The sequence below is a fragment of the Leucothrix mucor DSM 2157 genome, assembly GCF_000419525.1.
Taxonomy (GTDB): domain Bacteria; phylum Pseudomonadota; class Gammaproteobacteria; order Thiotrichales; family Thiotrichaceae; genus Leucothrix; species Leucothrix mucor.
Window position 1 is genome coordinate 1,294,913 of record NZ_ATTE01000001.1, and the last position, 17,775, is coordinate 1,312,687.

16 protein-coding genes are annotated in these 17,775 nt (G+C 47.3%); 7 read left to right on the forward strand and 9 right to left on the reverse strand.

The annotated features are described in order from the left end of the window. Positions 1-170: 170 nt before the first annotated feature. The 5 genes from LEUMU_RS24870 to LEUMU_RS0105775 form a co-directional block, all read right to left on the reverse strand. The gene (locus tag LEUMU_RS24870) at positions 171-962 is read right to left on the reverse strand and encodes an FG-GAP repeat domain-containing protein (RefSeq protein WP_022951324.1); all 792 of its coding nucleotides are present in this window, start codon (positions 960-962) and stop codon (positions 171-173) included. Between the two features lie 178 nt (positions 963-1,140). Then, positions 1,141-6,471 carry a DNA repair ATPase gene (locus LEUMU_RS24875; protein WP_022951325.1) on the reverse strand — a complete coding sequence of 1,777 codons (5,331 nt, stop codon included), beginning with the start codon at positions 6,469-6,471 and terminating at the stop codon, positions 1,141-1,143. Between the two features lie 20 nt (positions 6,472-6,491). After that, positions 6,492-8,306, reverse strand: coding sequence for a flotillin family protein (locus LEUMU_RS0105765; RefSeq protein WP_022951326.1), 1,815 nt, complete (start codon positions 8,304-8,306; stop codon positions 6,492-6,494). Positions 8,307-8,354: 48 nt separating this feature from the next. Beyond that, a complete protein-coding gene (locus LEUMU_RS24880; protein WP_022951327.1) occupies positions 8,355-8,984 on the reverse strand; it encodes a hypothetical protein in 630 nt (209 codons plus the stop codon). An 82-nt stretch (positions 8,985-9,066) separates the two neighbouring features. Beyond that, positions 9,067-9,954 (reverse strand): LysR family transcriptional regulator, encoded by an 888-nt coding sequence (locus LEUMU_RS0105775; protein ID WP_022951328.1) that lies wholly within the window; start codon positions 9,952-9,954, stop codon positions 9,067-9,069. A 146-nt stretch (positions 9,955-10,100) separates the two neighbouring features. Here LEUMU_RS0105775 and LEUMU_RS24885 point away from each other — a divergent pair, with 146 nt between their 5' ends. After that, positions 10,101-10,607 carry a nuclear transport factor 2 family protein gene (locus LEUMU_RS24885; protein ID WP_022951329.1) on the forward strand — a complete coding sequence of 169 codons (507 nt, stop codon included), beginning with the start codon at positions 10,101-10,103 and terminating at the stop codon, positions 10,605-10,607. A gap of 72 nt (positions 10,608-10,679) precedes the next feature. Here LEUMU_RS24885 and LEUMU_RS0105785 read toward each other — a convergent pair whose 3' ends face one another. Next, positions 10,680-11,402 (reverse strand): outer membrane protein, encoded by a 723-nt coding sequence (locus tag LEUMU_RS0105785; RefSeq protein WP_022951330.1) that lies wholly within the window; start codon positions 11,400-11,402, stop codon positions 10,680-10,682. A gap of 279 nt (positions 11,403-11,681) precedes the next feature. On the opposite strand from LEUMU_RS0105785, the gene LEUMU_RS0105790 reads away from it, so the two are divergent. Both LEUMU_RS0105790 and LEUMU_RS0105795 read left to right on the forward strand, forming a co-directional pair. Next, positions 11,682-12,104, forward strand: coding sequence for a hypothetical protein (locus LEUMU_RS0105790; protein WP_022951331.1), 423 nt, complete (start codon positions 11,682-11,684; stop codon positions 12,102-12,104). Between the two features lie 64 nt (positions 12,105-12,168). Next, complete coding sequence (locus tag LEUMU_RS0105795; RefSeq protein ID WP_022951332.1) at positions 12,169-12,840, forward strand: hypothetical protein; 672 nt, start codon at positions 12,169-12,171, stop codon at positions 12,838-12,840. A gap of 19 nt (positions 12,841-12,859) precedes the next feature. On the opposite strand, the gene maiA is transcribed toward LEUMU_RS0105795, so the two are convergent. Further along, positions 12,860-13,492 carry a maleylacetoacetate isomerase gene (gene maiA / locus LEUMU_RS0105800; protein ID WP_022951333.1) on the reverse strand — a complete coding sequence of 211 codons (633 nt, stop codon included), beginning with the start codon at positions 13,490-13,492 and terminating at the stop codon, positions 12,860-12,862. A gap of 31 nt (positions 13,493-13,523) precedes the next feature. Continuing rightward, positions 13,524-13,685, reverse strand: a complete 162-nt coding sequence (locus LEUMU_RS29130; protein ID WP_245570686.1) for a YjbQ family protein — start codon at positions 13,683-13,685, stop codon at positions 13,524-13,526. 350 nt (positions 13,686-14,035) lie between these two features. Here LEUMU_RS29130 and LEUMU_RS0105815 point away from each other — a divergent pair, with 350 nt between their 5' ends. After that, entirely contained in the window at positions 14,036-15,100 is a 1,065-nt protein-coding gene (locus tag LEUMU_RS0105815) for a zinc-binding alcohol dehydrogenase family protein (protein ID WP_022951336.1), read from the forward strand. A gap of 37 nt (positions 15,101-15,137) precedes the next feature. Here the strand turns inward: LEUMU_RS0105815 and LEUMU_RS0105820 are convergent, their stop codons facing one another. Continuing rightward, positions 15,138-16,082 carry a LysR family transcriptional regulator gene (locus tag LEUMU_RS0105820; RefSeq protein ID WP_022951337.1) on the reverse strand — a complete coding sequence of 315 codons (945 nt, stop codon included), beginning with the start codon at positions 16,080-16,082 and terminating at the stop codon, positions 15,138-15,140. Positions 16,083-16,196: 114 nt separating this feature from the next. On the opposite strand from LEUMU_RS0105820, the gene LEUMU_RS0105825 reads away from it, so the two are divergent. From LEUMU_RS0105825 to LEUMU_RS0105835, 3 genes are all read left to right on the forward strand, one after another. Continuing rightward, the gene (locus tag LEUMU_RS0105825; protein WP_022951338.1) at positions 16,197-16,487 is read left to right on the forward strand and encodes a putative quinol monooxygenase; all 291 of its coding nucleotides are present in this window, start codon (positions 16,197-16,199) and stop codon (positions 16,485-16,487) included. A 90-nt stretch (positions 16,488-16,577) separates the two neighbouring features. Then, positions 16,578-16,970: a VOC family protein gene (locus LEUMU_RS24895; protein ID WP_022951339.1), complete on the forward strand. Its 393-nt coding sequence runs from the start codon at positions 16,578-16,580 to the stop codon at positions 16,968-16,970. After that, the gene (locus LEUMU_RS0105835; protein WP_022951340.1) at positions 16,967-17,740 is read left to right on the forward strand and encodes a 2OG-Fe(II) oxygenase family protein; all 774 of its coding nucleotides are present in this window, start codon (positions 16,967-16,969) and stop codon (positions 17,738-17,740) included. The genes LEUMU_RS24895 and LEUMU_RS0105835 overlap by 4 nt, the downstream gene beginning before the upstream one ends. Positions 17,741-17,775: the final 35 nt, after the last annotated feature.

The window sequence follows — 17,775 nt, forward strand, 5'->3', positions numbered from 1 at the left end:
TTAGATACTTATGATCATAGTCAGTTATGAGGGCTGGGATTACGCGTTCTTTGGAAGTCTTGAGCTACATCAAGAAGTGATGAAAAATAATGAATAACTGATATTTATCATTGAGTTGGGAGCGATTTAGTGTTGGTAAAGCGCTATGTTTTTAATCGCTCGAATCAGCACTAACGACAGTTTAATGCTTCAGTCGCGCTCGCTTTGCCAGTATAAGGCCCAATATCTTCACTAAGCAGTTGGCCATTCTTAAAGCGGGTTTTGATCAGTCGCGACCAATTAGCATCAACCGTAATCATGGCAGCATCTTTCCCGCATTGCTGCACGCCACCGGTAATGTAGTTATGCCCAATATTGTGATTGGTTAAGCCTTGCACCTGTGCGATTTGTTGCAAGCCACCATCGCGATAGCTCCAGACTCTGAGGATTCTGGCTAAGTGTGGGCGGTCAATATAGGCAATATCTATCGCGCCATCATTATTAAAATCGGCGACTCCAACAGGCGCTAACCAGCGGTAGGCTTGCCCGATATAAGGCGTGCTGGCGATTAATGACAGGGTATTGGGTGCGCTTTGTGTGACGCCATAAACTGCGATTTGGCCACCTTTTTGATTGTGACTGCGAATGGTGATGATTTCATTGCGGCCATCGCCATCAAGGTCAGCTAAGCGGGGTTGGATGTCTTCGAAGACTTGGGCGGTTTCAAGGGTGACTGAGAGTGTTCGCCCGTCGGCGGTTTTAGCGTGAAGCGATCCGGCTTCGATGGCATCGCCCAGTACGCCGTGAGCGTAGCGGGTGGTTGCGTTGTCGTACCACGCGGATTTGATGCCGTTGGTGGTGTTTGAGCTTATGAATGACTCTGGAAAGTCGGTGGCAGGTGGTGTTTCAGCGGCGAGTAGTTGAGTGCTTAGCGAGCAGATAGTTACGGCGAATAGGATTTGGGGAGCGAAAGGCTTAGTCATGGTTTTATTTATTACTTATTGGTAGCGTTACTTTTTATTACGTGGATTTTCTGGTTTTAGATGTATCAACTGATTTTTACCTACTCGGGTGGCGTCGATAGTTTGAGCGAGTCAGCTTGTAGCACGAAGGGACAAGCTGACCATCAAGGTCATGATTAAATCAGATCTCTAGCTAACGCTAATCATCCTGACTAGCTCGACCAGAAGCCCGCTGTTTAATATTCGTCAACCAGCTTAATCGTTTCTTCGCCGTCTCCGAAACCGTCGATAGCTCTTCACCCATGTGCTGAACCCCACGCGAAATCGCCTTTAACTGCTCGGCCACTTCCGCCTGATTCGCACTCTCATCGCCACTTCCTTTCAGCTGCTCAAGCTGATTAGAAATCGTACTCAATTGCGGAAGCAGGGCGGCTTCAATTCGTGGCTGCGCCAGCGTGCTGGTAAGCTCTTGACTCAAGCTGCCCAAGCCTTGTGATATCCGCTCCATTTGCTGAGTCAGCGCGGTATTTTTGCCACCTTCGGAAATCGATGTGCCGATTTGATGCAGCTGCTTCACGACATGTTTAATCACAGTTTGCAGCTCTGCCTGACCATTGGCGAGCACCTGATCTGAGTGTTGGAATGCGGTGCTGATTTCACCCAACCGATCAGCGATGCGCAAGCCAATTTCAACCTCGGCATTCTTCGCCATATTGGCGGTTTGAAACACGGCTTTAACGTCGGCCCAACGTTGCTTTTCAGCGTCGGTCATATTGCCGCGCAGCTCGGCCAGTTTCAGCAGGTTTTCTTCTGCGCCACCAGTAAGCAATTGCGCCTCACCCTGATAATGGTCCTCGATCATTTGCATCAGTTCATTATCATTCATCGCCGCTGAAACCTTCTCGGCCATCTTGTTCATATTGCGATAACTACCTTGCAACTTAAATGGTGGTTCGGTTCGGTATTCATCATTTTGCGCCGCAGAGGTTATGTATTGCTGATTCACTCTCAGCACAACTTCCTGCACGGTCAGCAGCTTCTTAAACACGTCGACGATCTCATTGAGTTCTGCACTGCCGTAGCTATGGCTCAGGTCGCTGGTGCTCACCTCACGGCCTTTGGCCATATCGATCAGGGTATAAATGTCGCTCATTTCGCGGGTTGCCAGCGGTGCGAGTACATTGTTTGAGGTTAAGCTGTTTTCCAGATAACTGAGCGCGAAGATGTCTTGTTTGTCTCCCAGCACTTCACCCAAGTTATAGATATCAGCACGGTTGGCCAACATATCCGGAATCTTAAACACTTCGCCAGACTCAGTGTAAGGGTTACCCGCCATGATGATGCAGAAGCGTTTGCCGCGCATATCATAGGTTTTGGTTTCGCCTTTCCAGACGCCGTCAATGCGCCGCGTGCCATCGGTGAGTGAAATGAATTTCTGCAAAAACTCGGCATTGGTGTGTTGGATATCATCCAGATACAGCATCACGTTGTTATTCATTTCCAGCGCCAGATTGATTTTATCCAGCTCTTGCGCAGCGGTGGAGTCGGGCGCTTGGGTTGGGTCCAGCGACACCACATGATGCCCCAGCGATGGGCAGTTGATCTTCATAAATATCATGCCCAAGCGACTGGCAACGTATTCGATCAAGGTGGTTTTACCGTAGCCCGGTGGGGAGATAAGCATTAACAAGCCCATCAAGTCGGTGCGCTTATCATCGCCTGCGGTGCCCATTTGTTTTGCCAGATTGTCGCCAATCAGCGGTAAATAGGATTCATTGAGCAGCTTGTTACGCACAAAGGAAGCCAGCGGGCGTGGTTTGAAAGACTCCAGTCGGAATGCCTTGCGCTGGGTATCTATAATGCCATTACGCAGCTGTAAATAACGCTGATAGCGGGTGACTACGGTTTGTTTGTGATAGTCGTAGCGCGATAGAAATTGATCGAATGACAAGCTTAAGAAGCGTTCGTTGTGTTCACTCTGAATCAGCGGGTGGTCGCCCAATAATTCGGTAATACGCATTTCCAGCGGCACATTCAATACCGTCAACAGCAAGCTACTTTCCAAGCTAATTAAGGCGATGGCCTCGGGAATGTAGTGCTTTAAGGCATTACTTTTAGTCTCAACCAGAGCCTGAAGCCAGGCATTGATAAACTGCCAGCGCTGTCCGGTATTGGCTTTCAAGCTGGCGAGAGCGGCTTCAAAGCTGTCTTTAGAGTGGACCGCTTCAAGGTTGCGCATTAGCTCCTGAACCAGCTCCTGCCCGTAGTGGCTCACTGAGAAGTTAAGTGTGGTTTGCGATAGCTCTTCGACCAGATAATTGGCTGCCTGATCAAGTACCACCTCAGACTCAAGTTGTGCGCTTAGCTTGGTTGATTCTGCAAAGTCTACTAAGTGAGTTTTAATCTCCTGTGTCAGTTGCTTCAGCGCGGTATTATCTTGAAATACTCGACGCATTTCCGTCGCCGATAATGCGCGATTAGCCCATGAGGCTGCTTGCTCCTGTGCTTGGGTTTCTGCCCAAAATAACAGAGCAATACTTCGCGCCATGGGATTAAATCGCAGCAAGCCAGCCTTGGCTTTTATTACCAATAATTGCTTCAGGATAAGGGCAGCATCATGATCATGAATGCCTTTCTCATAGCCTTCTTTATAGCGTGGCGCGGCAAATTCACGAACGGTTTTTAATAGGTCTTCACCGACCTCAACCTCATGGTTTTCGATCGCTTCAAATAGCTGACCAGCCAGATATTCCGCGCGATAAAACGCCGGCGTTTCAGACTCTAAATTCTGCTCCCAATAGTCGCGTAAACTCTCAAGCTCCGGCGCATCGACGCGTTCAAAAAAGTCGGTGCCGCTTAGGTGAATATATTGATGATCACCTCTGGGTAATAGGGTGAGGTCCAGCTCCTGAGTGGTCACACTAAAGCGGTGCTTGGGGCCTAATTTGATAACGTTGCCGCCATCTTCATAAATATCCTGCTTATCGCGTAGGCCACGAATCGCTTGTTCTTTGTGCCCCTTCAAGCTGCCTTCAAGGTCATCCGCTTTAACGCTGTCATCCAGCTCCCGTAACTGGTCGGATATATCGCGTACTTTGATGACGAGTGGGTCGGAGGCGTAGAAGGTATTGAGTTCATCCATTTCGGTGAACTTGGCCGTACGACGTTGGATTGAGGTAATAATCCGGCTAGCCGCATCCATCAGGTTTTGCGCGCGTCGTTGTCGCTCATTCACCAGCGTTTGCTTATGCGCCTCAAACGACTCATAAACCTCTTCACGCTTGCCAATAATGTCAGTTAGGAATTCATCATGATCGCTAAACTGACTTTCTAATTCTTCAATTTGCACCAGCAAGCGGCTGAGTTGTTCATCACATTTATTGGGCGTGGTGGCTAGGCTTAGTGCATTGGTCACGCTTTGGCTAAATAGCTTAAACTGCACCCCGAACTGCGCGGTTGCCTCGCTTTTGCCAATGTCTTTTTGCTTGTGCTGGGTACGGGCGCGGGATTGGTTGAGCTTGGCGTAGATCTCTGAAATATCATCCACCACCCGAATGCGCACGGTGGCATCATCGACTTTCAAGCTAGACATCAACTCAGAGAGTAAGTCCAAGTCAGCCGCCATTTTCTCCTGCGTTTCAAGCGCCGCTTCCAGCTTCATGAGCGTGTCGGCTTGCTCCAGCTCCTCACCAATTTCAGCGAGCTTTTCCCGGTAGGGGATCAGGGCGGTTTCACCGGCTAGGAAGTGGACGGTTTCAGAGCCTAAGGATTCCTGCGTTGCCAGTAGCTCGGCTTCCAGTGCGGCAATGCGCTCCTGATCGATATAGCGATATTCACGGATCGTCATCAGGTGGCCGCGTTGATGGCGAATGCGGTTTAAGGCTTCAACAAATTCCTGAGTTTGAGTCCAGGAGTCAGCGCGAATCGATTTAAGAATGGTTTTTTGCTCGGCCTCGGCTCCCTGCATTGCGCTATCTGCTTGCAGGCGAATGTTTTCGACTTTCTCAAACTCATCTAATACCTTGTCGGAGGTGCTGCTGATCTCGCTGACCACGTGTTTGATGTCAGCCAGCTCCGGGCTTTCGAACCAGTAGTACGCTTCAAACAGGCGGTTGCTGGCTTTGATGAGTTGATTGTAGTGCGTCATCGAGACGTCAGGCTGCTGCACGCTGCGAATCACGCTGTACAGGTCGGAGATGCCGCGTACCAGTTCGGCATTACCAATGCGCGCGTAGAAGCTATCGCCGGGCGGCTGTCGGCTGGCGTATTCATCGGATACAAAGGGCGTTTGCCAAATCTGCATCGGGTGGATGCGGGTAGCTTCCTCACTTTCTGAGCTAAACAGCACCATCTGGCCATTTTCAGCAATCGCATAACCATGCCCAAAAATTGGCGTGGCTAAGCGCTTTTCAATCAGGTTATAAGAGAACAGGGCGGACATACCCGCGACCGGCTCATAGAACACATACAGCACATCCTCACCATTGGGCGAGCGGATCATTCGCTTAAAGCGCATGTCGCTCACATCACTATCAAAGCGGTGAATTTCACCGTTTTGCAGATAGGTTCCGCCGGGGAAAATGACGCCGTGATCTTCCGGTAGTTGAATGCAGGATTGCCCAATTTCATCAATGCGGTCGACCCGCTGAGTGAGTCGGTTAAACACCAGATAGCGCCAATCGTCTTCGCGATACGGCAGTATTTTTAGCAAGATCAGCTGGCCGACTTCGGCAAAGAATATCTTGGCATCGTCCAGCGCTTGGGTTTTATCGCTGACCTCTTCATCGTAAATACCTAAGCCGGTATCGGTGTTGTTTTCAATCTTGACGGTAAGATCGCCGCCAATGGTTTCGACAAATAAGGTATCGAGGATATTGAGGTGAGGGTGCGGGCCTTGCACGGCAAAATCACGACCTGCTTGCAGCCATTCAAAGTCGGTAGCGGCAGGCAGTGCAATGTCGCGCTCACCGCGATTATCAATATAGGTTAGCTCGCCGGAGGGCATGATCTCCCAGCGAAATACCCGCAAATCGCTGATGCGCTCGCCAATCTGAAACGAGGCTAACAGCTTACCGTTTCTGACCAGCAATTGAATCAGGCGAGCGTGTTTGTAGTAGGCGTATAGCTCCCTAAAATCAGCCGCAAAGGCGCGGTCTGTAAGGAAAGTATTTTCCAGCGGAACAGGTTTTAGCTCAAACTGATTGTTGTCCTCAATCAGCGTGTACAGCGTAAACACATCATCGATTCGGGTTTCTTTTTTCAGCCCGATAAACACGTTATAGCCAAACAGTAACTGGTCGCCGACCTGCACAATGTCTCTGGCTACGCAGTTGTTTTCGGTGCGCACTCGCAGCCGACCGGTGACTTCCATTGCCGCGCTTTGAAACTCTTTTAAGCGCTCAGCGTTGAGCGACGCGGTCAGCGATTCGAGCGATTTACCCTGTTTTTCCAGGCGATTGCGAATAATCTCGTAAGCATTACTTTCAGCAATCGCCCGATCTGTGATTGAGCTTTCTTCTTGTTCCGGCATCGTCGAGCCCTGTCAGTTGGTTAGGAGTCAGCTGAAGTGCTGCTGTCAATTGTCGGCTTATTGGCGCTCAGAAACTTCTGAATTAACGCATCCGCCGTTGGGCTTTTGCCGACGACACCTTCAATGGATTTACCTAGTGACAAGGAGCGCGCGAATGACTTAAAGAAGTCACCATCACCGCCCACAATATCGATTTTAGCTTTAGCCAGCGCGGTTGCCATAGCATGAGCTTGCTCGATGGAGACTTTCTCATTGGCGCTGATTTCTGCCATTGCACGTTCAAATTCTTTCTCGATTTTGAGGCGGAACTCTTCATGGTCGCGCGCCGAGTCAGACATATTGGCGAGGGCTTCCATTTTATCGGTCAAGCCATCGGCTTCTGCTTTAAAGCGTGCACTAATTACTTTCGCTTCGGCAAAACCTTTCTTCTCCATTGCATCCGCTTCTGCTTCCTGAACTTGTACATCGGCCAGTCCTTCAGCGGCCAGCTCAGCTTGCACACCTTCTGCCAAGGTCTTCTTGGCTTGAGCTTGCTTGGCGGAGGCTTCTAACTCAGCGACAGCCAGTGTATGAATCTCTCTGGCCTTATGGCTGGCTTTGGTCTCATCGGCTTCTGCTTGTTTAACCTGCTTAACCAACTCTTCCTGAGCGTTGGCTTCGGCTTGTAAAATAGAGACTTGCTTCATGCGCTCAGCTTCAGACACCACGCGCACTTCATTGATTTTCTCTTCTTCCTGAGCCACTGTTTTCTCGACTACAATGCGCTCGCGAATAGTATCAGCGATTTCGGTTTTCTTAATTTCCAGCGCCTTTTCTTTATCAATGCGCTGCAGCTCAACATCGCGCTCGCGGGAGACTTGCTCTAGCTCTCTGGCGCGGGTGACTTTTTCTTCTTCAATTGCGACCGCGCGCTGGCGGTTATTGGAGGCCACTTCAACTTCACGCTGGCGGTTTTGTTCGAGGATATCAAGCTGCTCATCGGTGGCGATTCTGGCGCGCTCAGAGCGTAAACGTTCTTCTGAGGTAATCTTGGCAGTCTCGGCTTCTTCGCGTGCCTGAATGCTTTCGATTTCACGTTTTTGGCGGGCGACTGCATCAGCTTCCTGGCGCTCTAATGCCAACATCGCTTCACGGGTTTCAACATCCTTCTTCTTCATCGCCATTTGCTGGTCGCGTTCCAGCTCATTGGTTTTGATATTGTGGGTCGCAGTCAGCTCGGTGATTTTGCGAATACCTTCCGCATCCAAAATATTACTGGAATCCAGCGCCGACTTTGGCGTTTGCTCTAGATAATCAATGGCCACATCTTCCAGCGCATAACCGTTCAGATCGTCACCAATCACTTCAACGATTTTATCTCGGAAGCCAATTCGGTCATCAAATAGCTCAACAAAGTCCATTTGCTTACCCACCGTTTTTAAGGCTTCGGCAAACTTTGCGTTAAACAACTCATTCACTGCGGCTTTATCAGAAGCGCGATCAACACCGATGGCTTTGGCCACCTTCAGCACATCGTCCTGTGTTTCATTCACCCGCAGGTAAAACGCGACGCTAATATCAGCACGGATATTATCTTTACAGATCAAACCATCTTTGTTTTTGCGGTCGATTTCCAGCGTGATCAGAGAGACTTTCATTAACTCTTTTTTGTTGATCACCGGCCAAACGATGCCACCCGTAAACTTAACTTTCGGGGTGCTGCTCATGTCATTCACGATGAGCGCCCAGCCTTGCGGCACTTTGACGTAGAGTTTAGTAACTGCGAATAAAATACCGATGATTATTAGTGCGATTATTCCCACTAACACCAGCGTCATAATTGAAAGTGTACCCATCGTGATGCCTCTGCAAGATTTAAATTATTGGTGTGTTATTTTGAAAAATTATTGCGGCTTAACTTGGTAAAAGCCTGTTGTGTAGTCGTAGCTGTAGAGTTTTACAGAATCGCCGCGAGTGATGTCATTCGGCTCTGCACAGCGTATTTTTAAGATTAAGCCTGCACCACCATCATGCAGTGATGCCTCGCCAGTTGTGGCGCTGACTTTACCGCTGCGAACCGTGACGTACTGCCCGATAAAATCTTTAGACTGTTTGGCGGCTTGCTTTTTAAAGAGTGGTTTTAACGGCTGTAAACAAGGAGAAATTAGAGTGGCGCCAACAATCGGCGCGATTAATAAAATCCACACCCCAATGGCGATTTGCACCCAACCGGTGGGCAGCATGGGATAGATGAAATACACCGCCAGAAAGCTGAGCGCCCAAGAGGCTAATATAATGAATGACAGGCTAATGGTGATCGGGATGCCATCCAGCCGGAATTTAGCGAGCAGGCCGCTAATACTGAGGGACGAGTCTGCGACATCAAGATCTGCATCCATCGCGACATCGCCATCAGAGCCTTCAAAATCGCCAAAGCCAAAGCTTGCGACTAACCAATAAAAGACGACCAGAATCAACAGGCCGCTGTAAAACACGGTGGGGAACGTAAATATCCCTGAGATAAACCCACTCACAATTGCTCCTTATTATTTTTTTATGTAAGCATTTTATACTAACAGCTAATGGTTAAAGTTTCATTTAATGTGGGCGGTCAGTTTACAAACGATCGGAGTGATCCGCGAGGAAGCGAACGAAGATTAGCGCAAGGCTCTCACGTCGTGAGCGATCCGGCCACATGGCATACAACCCGAGCGAGGGCAGGGACCATTCTGGCAGGACATGAACTAACTCCCCACGGCTGATGCCGCGATTCGCAAGATTCTCCGGAATGGCAGTGATACCCAAGCCGCGAATAGCAAATTCATACAGCGCCTGAGCGGAGTCGACTTCGATTTGATACGTGCAGTTAATATGAGTGCTTTTGCCGCTTTTTGAAATCATTTCAGCGCGTTCGGGGCGCATGGAAAAGTGTATCCACTTCCACGCTTCAAGGTCTCTGGGATGCGTTGGGGTTGGATGGTTGGCCACATAATCCGGGCTGGCCACCAGCAATTTAGCCGATTGCCCAATGGTGCGCGACATTAGTTCGCTATCGTCTAAAAAGCCCGCGCGAATGCCGACATCAAAGCCTTCTTTAATCAAATCGCGAGGGCGATCGGAGAAGTTGATCTTCAGGTCAACGCCGGGATTGGCCGTTGAAAACTCGGCCATCAAATCAATCATGCCGGTTTGGGCGATAAAGGCGGGCGCGGTTACCCGTAATTCGCCAGTGGGCTGTTTGGATAACACGTTGATCGAGTCTAGCCCGGTTTCGGCTGCTTGCAACATTTCACTGACTTTGGCGTAGAGGATTTGGCCTTCGCTGGTCATTGAGAGCTGGCGGGTGGAGCGATACAGCAGGGTGACGCTAAGCTCTTTTTCAAGATTAGACACTGTCTGGCTAATACGCGATGGCGCGAGTCCTAAGTGGCTGGCCGCTGCCCGAAACGAGCCTTGGTCGACGACAGTGGCAAAGATCGCCATGCTGCGGAGTTTTTCTATCATTGTTTACCTCAGCGGAACAATCTCTTCTTAAAACGGCATCTTACCGATGAATATGCAGAACAATATAATACAAGTGCATTGCTTAACCGAGCCATAACTTGGCGAATTGCAATTCAGCATGAATTTTCATAAATAAGGACAATTATATGAACAGACGCACACTTATTAAGTCGGTAATCGGCGCTGCTCTGGCGCTTAAAGTTGGACAAGCAGTTGCCGCGACAGAGGAAGAGCCCAAAATGGATGAGACCAGCAAGGCTTCATTCGATACGGTCATGGGATTTATGGGCGCAATGGGCGGCGGCGATATGGAAGCCATGTCTAAGCTGATGGCGGATGATATGGTTTGGCACAACGAAGGGGATAGCAGCTTACCTTGGATTGGTGTTGCTGAAGGCAAAGAAGCCATTTTCGAGTTTTTGGGTGTGTTCTCTGCCAACCTAAAAACCACGCTGTGGGAAAATACTGATGCCTTTGCCTCAGGCGATACGGTTGCAGTATTCGGTAAGATGAATGCGATTGCCACTAAGACGGGCAAAGAGACTGGCGAATTCACCTTTGCACTGCGCGCTAAAGTGCGTGATGGGCAGGTTGTGTTATGGCACTGGTTTGAAGATTCTTTTGCGGTAAGTCAGGCGTATCACAATAAGTAAGTTGAGTACCAGTAGAGAGGTGATGTTGTGTCACCTCTCTATTGTTTTAGCGGTTTGAGTAAGGCAGCCGTTTTAGAAGTTTACCCGCACACCTAAAGCCAGTTCATGGCTCGTAATATCATCAATCTTAAAGCCATCGGTGAAGGAATCTTGCCCGGTTTTTACATCGCCGAAATTAGCATACTGGTATTCACCGTAGATCGCTGTCTTTTTAGAGATCGCGTAGCTTCCACCTACGCCAACGTTCCATGAAAGCTCAGTCGAGTCGCCATCGGAATAGTTGTCGTAATAGCCATCTGCCGCGCCATCAAAGGCATCGAATGCCGCAACACCTGCGCCACCTAGTCGAGCGGAGTAGTCATTATTGGCAACGCCCAAACCTGCTTTTACATACGGGGTGAATTTTGAGGCATTTGGGAAATCGTAAAAGCCTTCAACCGTTAATGTGGTGGTTTTCACATCGCCATTAAGAATGTATTCCTCACCCGCGCGAGCACCGGTTCCGGTTTGTGCATCGTTAAAGCTGCCTTCGCGATAGCCTAAGCGACCTTCAACGCGGAAGCGCTCATTGAATTGATAACCCAGACCGAGTGCGCCAAACGTGCCATCGCCCGCGTCGAATTCGCCAGGGAAGTCAGCGTCTACTGCAACATTATTTCCATAAGGCTCAGAGTCGGTTGCTTGTTGGCTAGTGCCTAGTTGAGCCGAGCCGTAAAAGCCTTGGGCTAATGCTAATGAAGGTGTGGCAAAGGCCACGGCGATTGCTAATGCGATTTTCTTGCCAGAGTAGCTCATCTTGTTTCCTGCTAAGTGTGTGTAAATGATGAGGCTAATGTAGCGCTTGGCGATTATTCTGAATAGATAGGGTAAATGTAATGCATTGTTCTGAAAATCAGAACAGTACCCACCTACTGGATAATGCTAAATTTTTCCGCATGAACCTAGGATTTATACTCATTCCTGATTGAATTACATATTTTTTGGTTTATTTTTAAACTAATTGGTGTAAAATTTTAAGTGCTAGTTAAGAGTACATAATTGACATAATACTGCTATAAATTTAATAGGTGGGGCATGGATTACATACTAAGTCATACAAGCGAGATTGGGTTCTCCTTATTCCTGTTTATTTGTATTTATTTCTTATTCAGGATTGGCATTCGTCTTGTTGAAGATGATTTGGGCGATTATACATTCTGGGCATGGATTCTATTAATCATTGGAATTTTTTGGGGAATGAACTTTCTCAACCAGAAAAACCCTCTTGGATTCCTTGGATTTATTCCTGCTCTAACTTATATATTATTAAAAATACTGAGAGGAATAAACTTTGACTATAAAACACAAAGTAAGGTTAAAGGGGTTGTGTTTTCCGGCATCGCATCTTCGATTACCTATGCCGTAACACACACAGTATTTGGGTTTGGAATACCTGAAGCATCAATAACCGCTTTGCTGGCTGCTGGGATTCTTGGTGCAGTTGGATATACAGCCTGATGGTGTGACTTGGCTTTTAGCTTGTTAATCACTAAATCAACTAGCAAATATTATCAGGGGATAAATGAAAATTAAGTTGCTCGCCATTCTCGACAAAAAGCATGAGCAATATAATATTTGGTCACCCGTGAACCCTGCTTTCATAATCGTATCATGTGATAGAGAAGAAGGGTTGAAGAGGTTATCTGAGTTCTTAGAGGGATACCTAGCTAGGATCTTAGGTCAGTGGATAAAATACAGCAATTCTGGATCGACAGGTAGTAAGTGTAATTGTCCTGAAGGCTATGTCGAGCTACCACAAGATATTTGGAAGTGTAAGCTGAATAAGTCTATTTGTACTTTGCAGTCGGAGATAGATCTTACTAATACACAGAGATTTTTTTCAGGTTGTACGGCACCAATAGAAAAAAGAAAGGGTATTTTATCCGCTATAGAGTCAGGCAGGTACTCCGAGTTTCATCATGTGGTAGGTCGGAATCTATGCGTTCTGTGTGAAGGGCGAAAAGGGAAGAAAATTTATTATGAATATCATTATGAAATTGAAATGCAATTGATTTCAGAGGTTATCGATATTTCAGAAAAAGTGTTGCAGTTAGAAATAGCTAAGCATAATTACCCTGAGAGTATAAAGTATTGTAAGGTTTGTACAGAATGCTGTTTAGAATTTATAAGAAATATTCACCCAACTGAAGCGTTTAATTTTTCAATAGTTGAGCTGGATTATTTTGGTAGATAAGTTGAAGCAATGTATCACCTCATTGACAGGCATCTTCTTGGCTTTCAGGGCGCGCCAAGTCGAAGGCTTCGAGTTCCAGGCAGCGTTGCTCAATCTCGGTGAGTCGCTTAAAAGGCGTTAGATCACAGCCCCAGCGATACGCATTGTAAAGCTGCGGCACTAGGCAGATATCCGCTAAGTTTGGCGTGTCGCCAAAGCAAAAGGGCGTATCCGGCCGGATCAGTTGTTCAAATGCTTCAAAGCCACGGGTCATCCAATCATTCATCCAAGCCACGGCTTCTTCTTGGCTATGGCCCATCGACTTTAGCTTGGCAACCACGCGTAAATTATTGACTGGGTGAATATCGGTGGCAATCGTCAGGGCGGCGGCGCGAATTTTGGCTCGGTCGATTGCCCCTTTTGGCAATAGTGGAGGGGTAGGGTAGGCCTCATCCAACCAATCCAAAATCGCCATGGATTGAGTGAGTACGGTGCTGTCATCGAACACCAGCGTTGGCACGCTGTGGCTGGGGTTTAGCGCGACATAGTCTGGTGCGTTTTCTTCACCCTTGAGTAAGTCTACTGGCACAATCGTGTAGTTGAGTTCTTTCAGGTTTAGCGCGATCCGCACACGGTAGGCGGTAGTTGATCGCCAGTAGCTATAAAGTTTCATTCCTTCCCCTCGTGGTTTTCTAAATTAGGCGTTAGCCCATCACGGTAACAACAATATTGCGGTTAAAGCGGCTGGTGCGGTGCTCATAGAGGTAAATACCTTGCCAAGTTCCAAGCGTGGCTCGTCCATTAGCCACGGGCACCATTAGGCTGTCATTGGTGAGAATGCAGCGGATATGGGCCGACAGAGCCAAGTATACTGGCCTTCAAGTGAGCAGGGAGGTCATCAGGCCCTTCAAGTGTATGCTTGTAGTAAGGCTCGTTTTCTGTAAATTGGCAGAGAACTTCATCTGTGATGATATGAAACCCTCTAGACCTAGGCTCAAGGTCAATCTCTTTCTGTATCCACATATGACGACCATTAGCGTGACGTTAGTGGAGTAACATTATCATAGTTAGTCCTGAATTTATCTGAGGAAATCCGTTCATTGTTTTGCAGGTAATTATCAAAAAATAATTGATACTGATTCAGTGGTCAGTCGGTTTATCATTTAATGTGTGAGTATTATTGTGCACTCATACCCAACTACTAAGAGATCAAGTAATGAAAGCTGTAGGTTATTTAGAATCCAAAACGATCGATCAAGCAGATGCTTTATTAGATATAGAAATACCAACACCTGAAGCATCTGGTCGTGATCTACTAGTTAATGTCGCAGCGATTTCCGTCAACCCAGTTGATACTAAAGTGCGTATGCGTGCCGCTGGTGAAAATGGCCAGCACAAAATCCTAGGCTGGGATGCTGTCGGCGAAGTCGTTGCTGTCGGTGGTGACGTGGAAAACTTCAAGGTTGGTGATCAAGTTTGGTATGCCGGCGACATAACACGCTCAGGCTCTAATGCTGAATTTCAGTTAGTAGATGAGCGTATTGTTGGACTGAAGCCAACTTCATTATCTAACACTGAAGCAGCCGCGATGCCTTTGACTGCGATCACTGCATGGGAGCTATTATTTGCGCGTTTAGGGTTTAACCCACAGTTACCAGCGGATATGACACAAGACAGTACAGCGCAAGCAATTGATCCAGCAGCACCAGCGCCTTCTATTTTGATTATGGCAGCGGCAGGTGGTGTAGGTTCTATCCTGACTCAACTTGCGAAGCAGCTAACTAACGCAACCGTGATCGGTACGGCATCGCGTCCAGAAAGTCAGGAGTGGGTGAAAGAGCTAGGTGCTGATCATGTGATTAATCACCATGAGCCACTATTGCCGCAGTTACAAGCACAGGGCATTGAAAACGTGAGTCACGTGATTAGTCTGACGCATACCGACCAGCATTATGAACAGCTGATAGAAGTGTTAGCACCACAAGGTAAGCTGGCATTGATTGATGATCCTGAGCAACCATTGGATGTGATGAAGCTAAAAGGTAAGTCGTTATCATTGCACTGGGAGCTGATGTTTACGCGCTCTATGTTCCAAACATGGGACATGCAAAAGCAGCATGACTTGTTAACGAATGTGGCGCAGTTGGTGGACAAAGGTGTTCTGAAAACGACATTGGGTAAAAGCTACGGCAGCATCAATGCAGAAAACCTTAAGCAGGCACATGCACATATTGAAACGAACCAAGCGGTAGGTAAGGTTGTTTTGGAAGGCTTTGCTTAAGCGTTTGCTTGAACTGGCGATATAATGCAGGGGGATTCTAATCCCCTGCATCTAGTACATCTTTCTGCAAAACCCCTTTCTCTATCAACGCCCGTAGCGTCTCACCACATTTTTCCTTTAACGCATCTCGCAACAGCCTTGCCGCAGGTGTAATTGACTGCCTACTCGGGAATACCAACCACAACTCGGTCGCTGTTGGTTTGTACGCTGGCAACAGGTTCACCACATTACCCTTGAGTAAATCGACAGACATATCCAGGCACGACTTCATTGCAACTCCTTTTCCTGCCACGCACCAACGCCTCACCAAATCACCGTCATTAGATGCGCGATTCCCTTTCATTCTGATCTTATGGTGCTCATCATCTTTGGTAAATTCCCAAGCATCATGGACGATGTCATGTAATTGATAAAACAGTCCATTGTGCGATAATAAATCATCGGGGTGTTCAGGAGTGCCATGCTTGTTTAGATAGGATTTTGTTGCGCACAATAAACGCGGCGCATTACAAATTTTGAAGCCGTAAACACCTGACTCACTGGGTGCGTCGTAGCGCAACGCCATATCTACTGCATCACGGTAAAAGTCGATATTGCTATCGCTGATATTGGTACGTAGTGTGAGGTCAGGGTGAGTGTCCATAAACTCATCTAGCCACGGTATTACTAAATTACGTCCAAAGTCGGAAGACACCGCCAGGCGTAATTCACCTCCAATAGTATCGAGTCCATCTCGGATGTTGTGTTTAGCCTGATCTAGCATGACAACCGCTTGTTCACATTGAGGAATATAGCGTTCGCCTGCGCTGGAAAGGCGCAATTGGCGTGTAGTGCGGACAAATAGGTCTGCGCCCAAGGACTTTTCGGTTCGCTTAATAGCGGCACTTGCGGTAGAGGTGCTCATATTCAAATGCCTTGCAGCAGCGGTAATGCTTCTAAACTCTGCAACTTTCAGCACGATTTTAAGATCTTCTACTAGCATATTGTCCAATTTATTTTGATAATGATTCCAATATTATGCTGTTTATCGGGAGTAAAACAAGGGCTAATATACTTCCACTGATTCATTACTAACACCCATCTCGGAGATGAGAAAATGGCTAAATTAACAATTGTTGCAAACATCAAAGCAAATGAAGATAAAATTGATCTAGTAAAGGCTGAGCTACTAAAGTTGATTGATATTACGCGCGCTGAAGAAGGTTGCATTAACTACGACCTACATCAGGATAATGAAAACCCTGCACACTTCATGTTTTATGAAAACTGGGAGTCTCGTGAACTTTGGCAGACTCACATGGGTAATCAGCATTTGGCTGACTACATGGCTGCGACAGAAGGTTCAGTAGCTGAGTTTATCTTGAATGAGATGACAGTAATCGCTTAATCTCTGCACTCACGCAAAGATAGAATCACATAGGCCGCTCTTGTTTAAAGCAAACAAGCGCGGCTTTTTTCTAAATGAAGGTTAGATAGTATGAATACTCGATTTGATCACATATCTTTAAGTGCGAAAGACCCGGAAGGTATGCGGGATTTTCTGTGCGCTTTGCTGGATCTGCGTGCGGGAGACCGCCCCGGATTCTCCTTTGATGGTTATTTCTTATTTTCCGGTGATGAGGATCTGATTCATATTTTTGGTCGCTCAGACGATGATAAAATATCAGATAAACTAGGTTTGGCTGAGCAGAACATTGTGCATCATGTCAGTTTTTACAGTGATGATTATACTGAAACCAAGAAACGTATTGATAAATTAGGTCTACAACATGTGACTTATGATGTTCCGGGATCTGATGTAAAACAGCTGTTTGTGCGTGCTCCGGAAAACCTATTAATCGAAATTCAGGCAACACCTAAAACGCTATGAATACTACAACATCACCGTTTTACATTGCTGCCCGTGAATCCGGTAGTACATCCAGTGACCTGCCACTATGGGCAAGTCGTACCGAAAACCCTTTGCCACTACATGCACAAGCCCAAAAATCTGTTGAGCGGGTTGAGGTGGAAAATGTTCCGGGGGCGTTTCAGTTGTTGGATGTGTTAAGTGCTGATGAGTCAGCTGCATTTCTGAGTGCGACTGATGAGATGGGATATACCGAAGATGCTGCGGTGTCTCTGGGGCGTCATATCCGCCACAACAATAACTTGAACTGGATTATCGACACGACGACTGAACGGATGATATGGCAGCGAATCCAGCCGGTGTTTGATCGTGCTGATCCCAATTTTGGAGGATATACGCCTCTAGGCTTGAATCAACGTTTTCGTTTCTATCGTTATGGTGTCGGTGACTTCTTTAGTTTCCATACCGATGGTTCTTGGCCGGGGAGTCAGGTTATTGATGGCAAGCTTGTTGCCGATGCGTTTGGTGATCGTTATAGCTTGTATACCTTGTTGGTCTTTTTAAATGATGATTTTGAAGGAGGGGAGACACAGTTTTTGATTGATCCTGATGATTCGGGTAAACCGGCACGGAATCCGAATCAGGCTAATATTTCTAATGTGAGAACACCCGCTGGTAGTGTTTTGTGTTTTCCGCATGGTACGCATCCGCTTCATTGTCTGCATGGTTCGGCGAAGATTACTGCGGGTGTTAAGGATATTATCCGGACGGATGTTTTGTTTAGCCTTTGATGATGTGCCAGCCTTCCTAGCTAGTTCTCCTGTTA

What these genes read in the sequence shown, in the direction of transcription:
- LEUMU_RS24870 (WP_022951324.1), bottom strand. Translation starts at nt 962, where the DNA reads ATGACTAAGCCTTTCGCTCCCCAAATCCTATTCGCCGTAACTATCTGC.
- LEUMU_RS24875 (WP_022951325.1), bottom strand. Translation starts at nt 6,471, where the DNA reads ATGCCGGAACAAGAAGAAAGCTCAATCACAGATCGGGCGATTGCTGAA.
- LEUMU_RS0105765 (WP_022951326.1), bottom strand. Translation starts at nt 8,306, where the DNA reads ATGGGTACACTTTCAATTATGACGCTGGTGTTAGTGGGAATAATCGCA.
- LEUMU_RS0105775 (WP_022951328.1), bottom strand. Translation starts at nt 9,954, where the DNA reads ATGATAGAAAAACTCCGCAGCATGGCGATCTTTGCCACTGTCGTCGAC.
- LEUMU_RS24885 (WP_022951329.1), top strand. Translation starts at nt 10,101, where the DNA reads ATGAACAGACGCACACTTATTAAGTCGGTAATCGGCGCTGCTCTGGCG.
- LEUMU_RS0105785 (WP_022951330.1), bottom strand. Translation starts at nt 11,402, where the DNA reads ATGAGCTACTCTGGCAAGAAAATCGCATTAGCAATCGCCGTGGCCTTT.
- LEUMU_RS0105790 (WP_022951331.1), top strand. Translation starts at nt 11,682, where the DNA reads ATGGATTACATACTAAGTCATACAAGCGAGATTGGGTTCTCCTTATTC.
- LEUMU_RS0105795 (WP_022951332.1), top strand. Translation starts at nt 12,169, where the DNA reads ATGAAAATTAAGTTGCTCGCCATTCTCGACAAAAAGCATGAGCAATAT.
- maiA (WP_022951333.1), bottom strand. Translation starts at nt 13,492, where the DNA reads ATGAAACTTTATAGCTACTGGCGATCAACTACCGCCTACCGTGTGCGG.
- LEUMU_RS0105815 (WP_022951336.1), top strand. Translation starts at nt 14,036, where the DNA reads ATGAAAGCTGTAGGTTATTTAGAATCCAAAACGATCGATCAAGCAGAT.
- LEUMU_RS0105820 (WP_022951337.1), bottom strand. Translation starts at nt 16,082, where the DNA reads ATGCTAGTAGAAGATCTTAAAATCGTGCTGAAAGTTGCAGAGTTTAGA.
- LEUMU_RS0105825 (WP_022951338.1), top strand. Translation starts at nt 16,197, where the DNA reads ATGGCTAAATTAACAATTGTTGCAAACATCAAAGCAAATGAAGATAAA.
- LEUMU_RS24895 (WP_022951339.1), top strand. Translation starts at nt 16,578, where the DNA reads ATGAATACTCGATTTGATCACATATCTTTAAGTGCGAAAGACCCGGAA.
- LEUMU_RS0105835 (WP_022951340.1), top strand. Translation starts at nt 16,967, where the DNA reads ATGAATACTACAACATCACCGTTTTACATTGCTGCCCGTGAATCCGGT.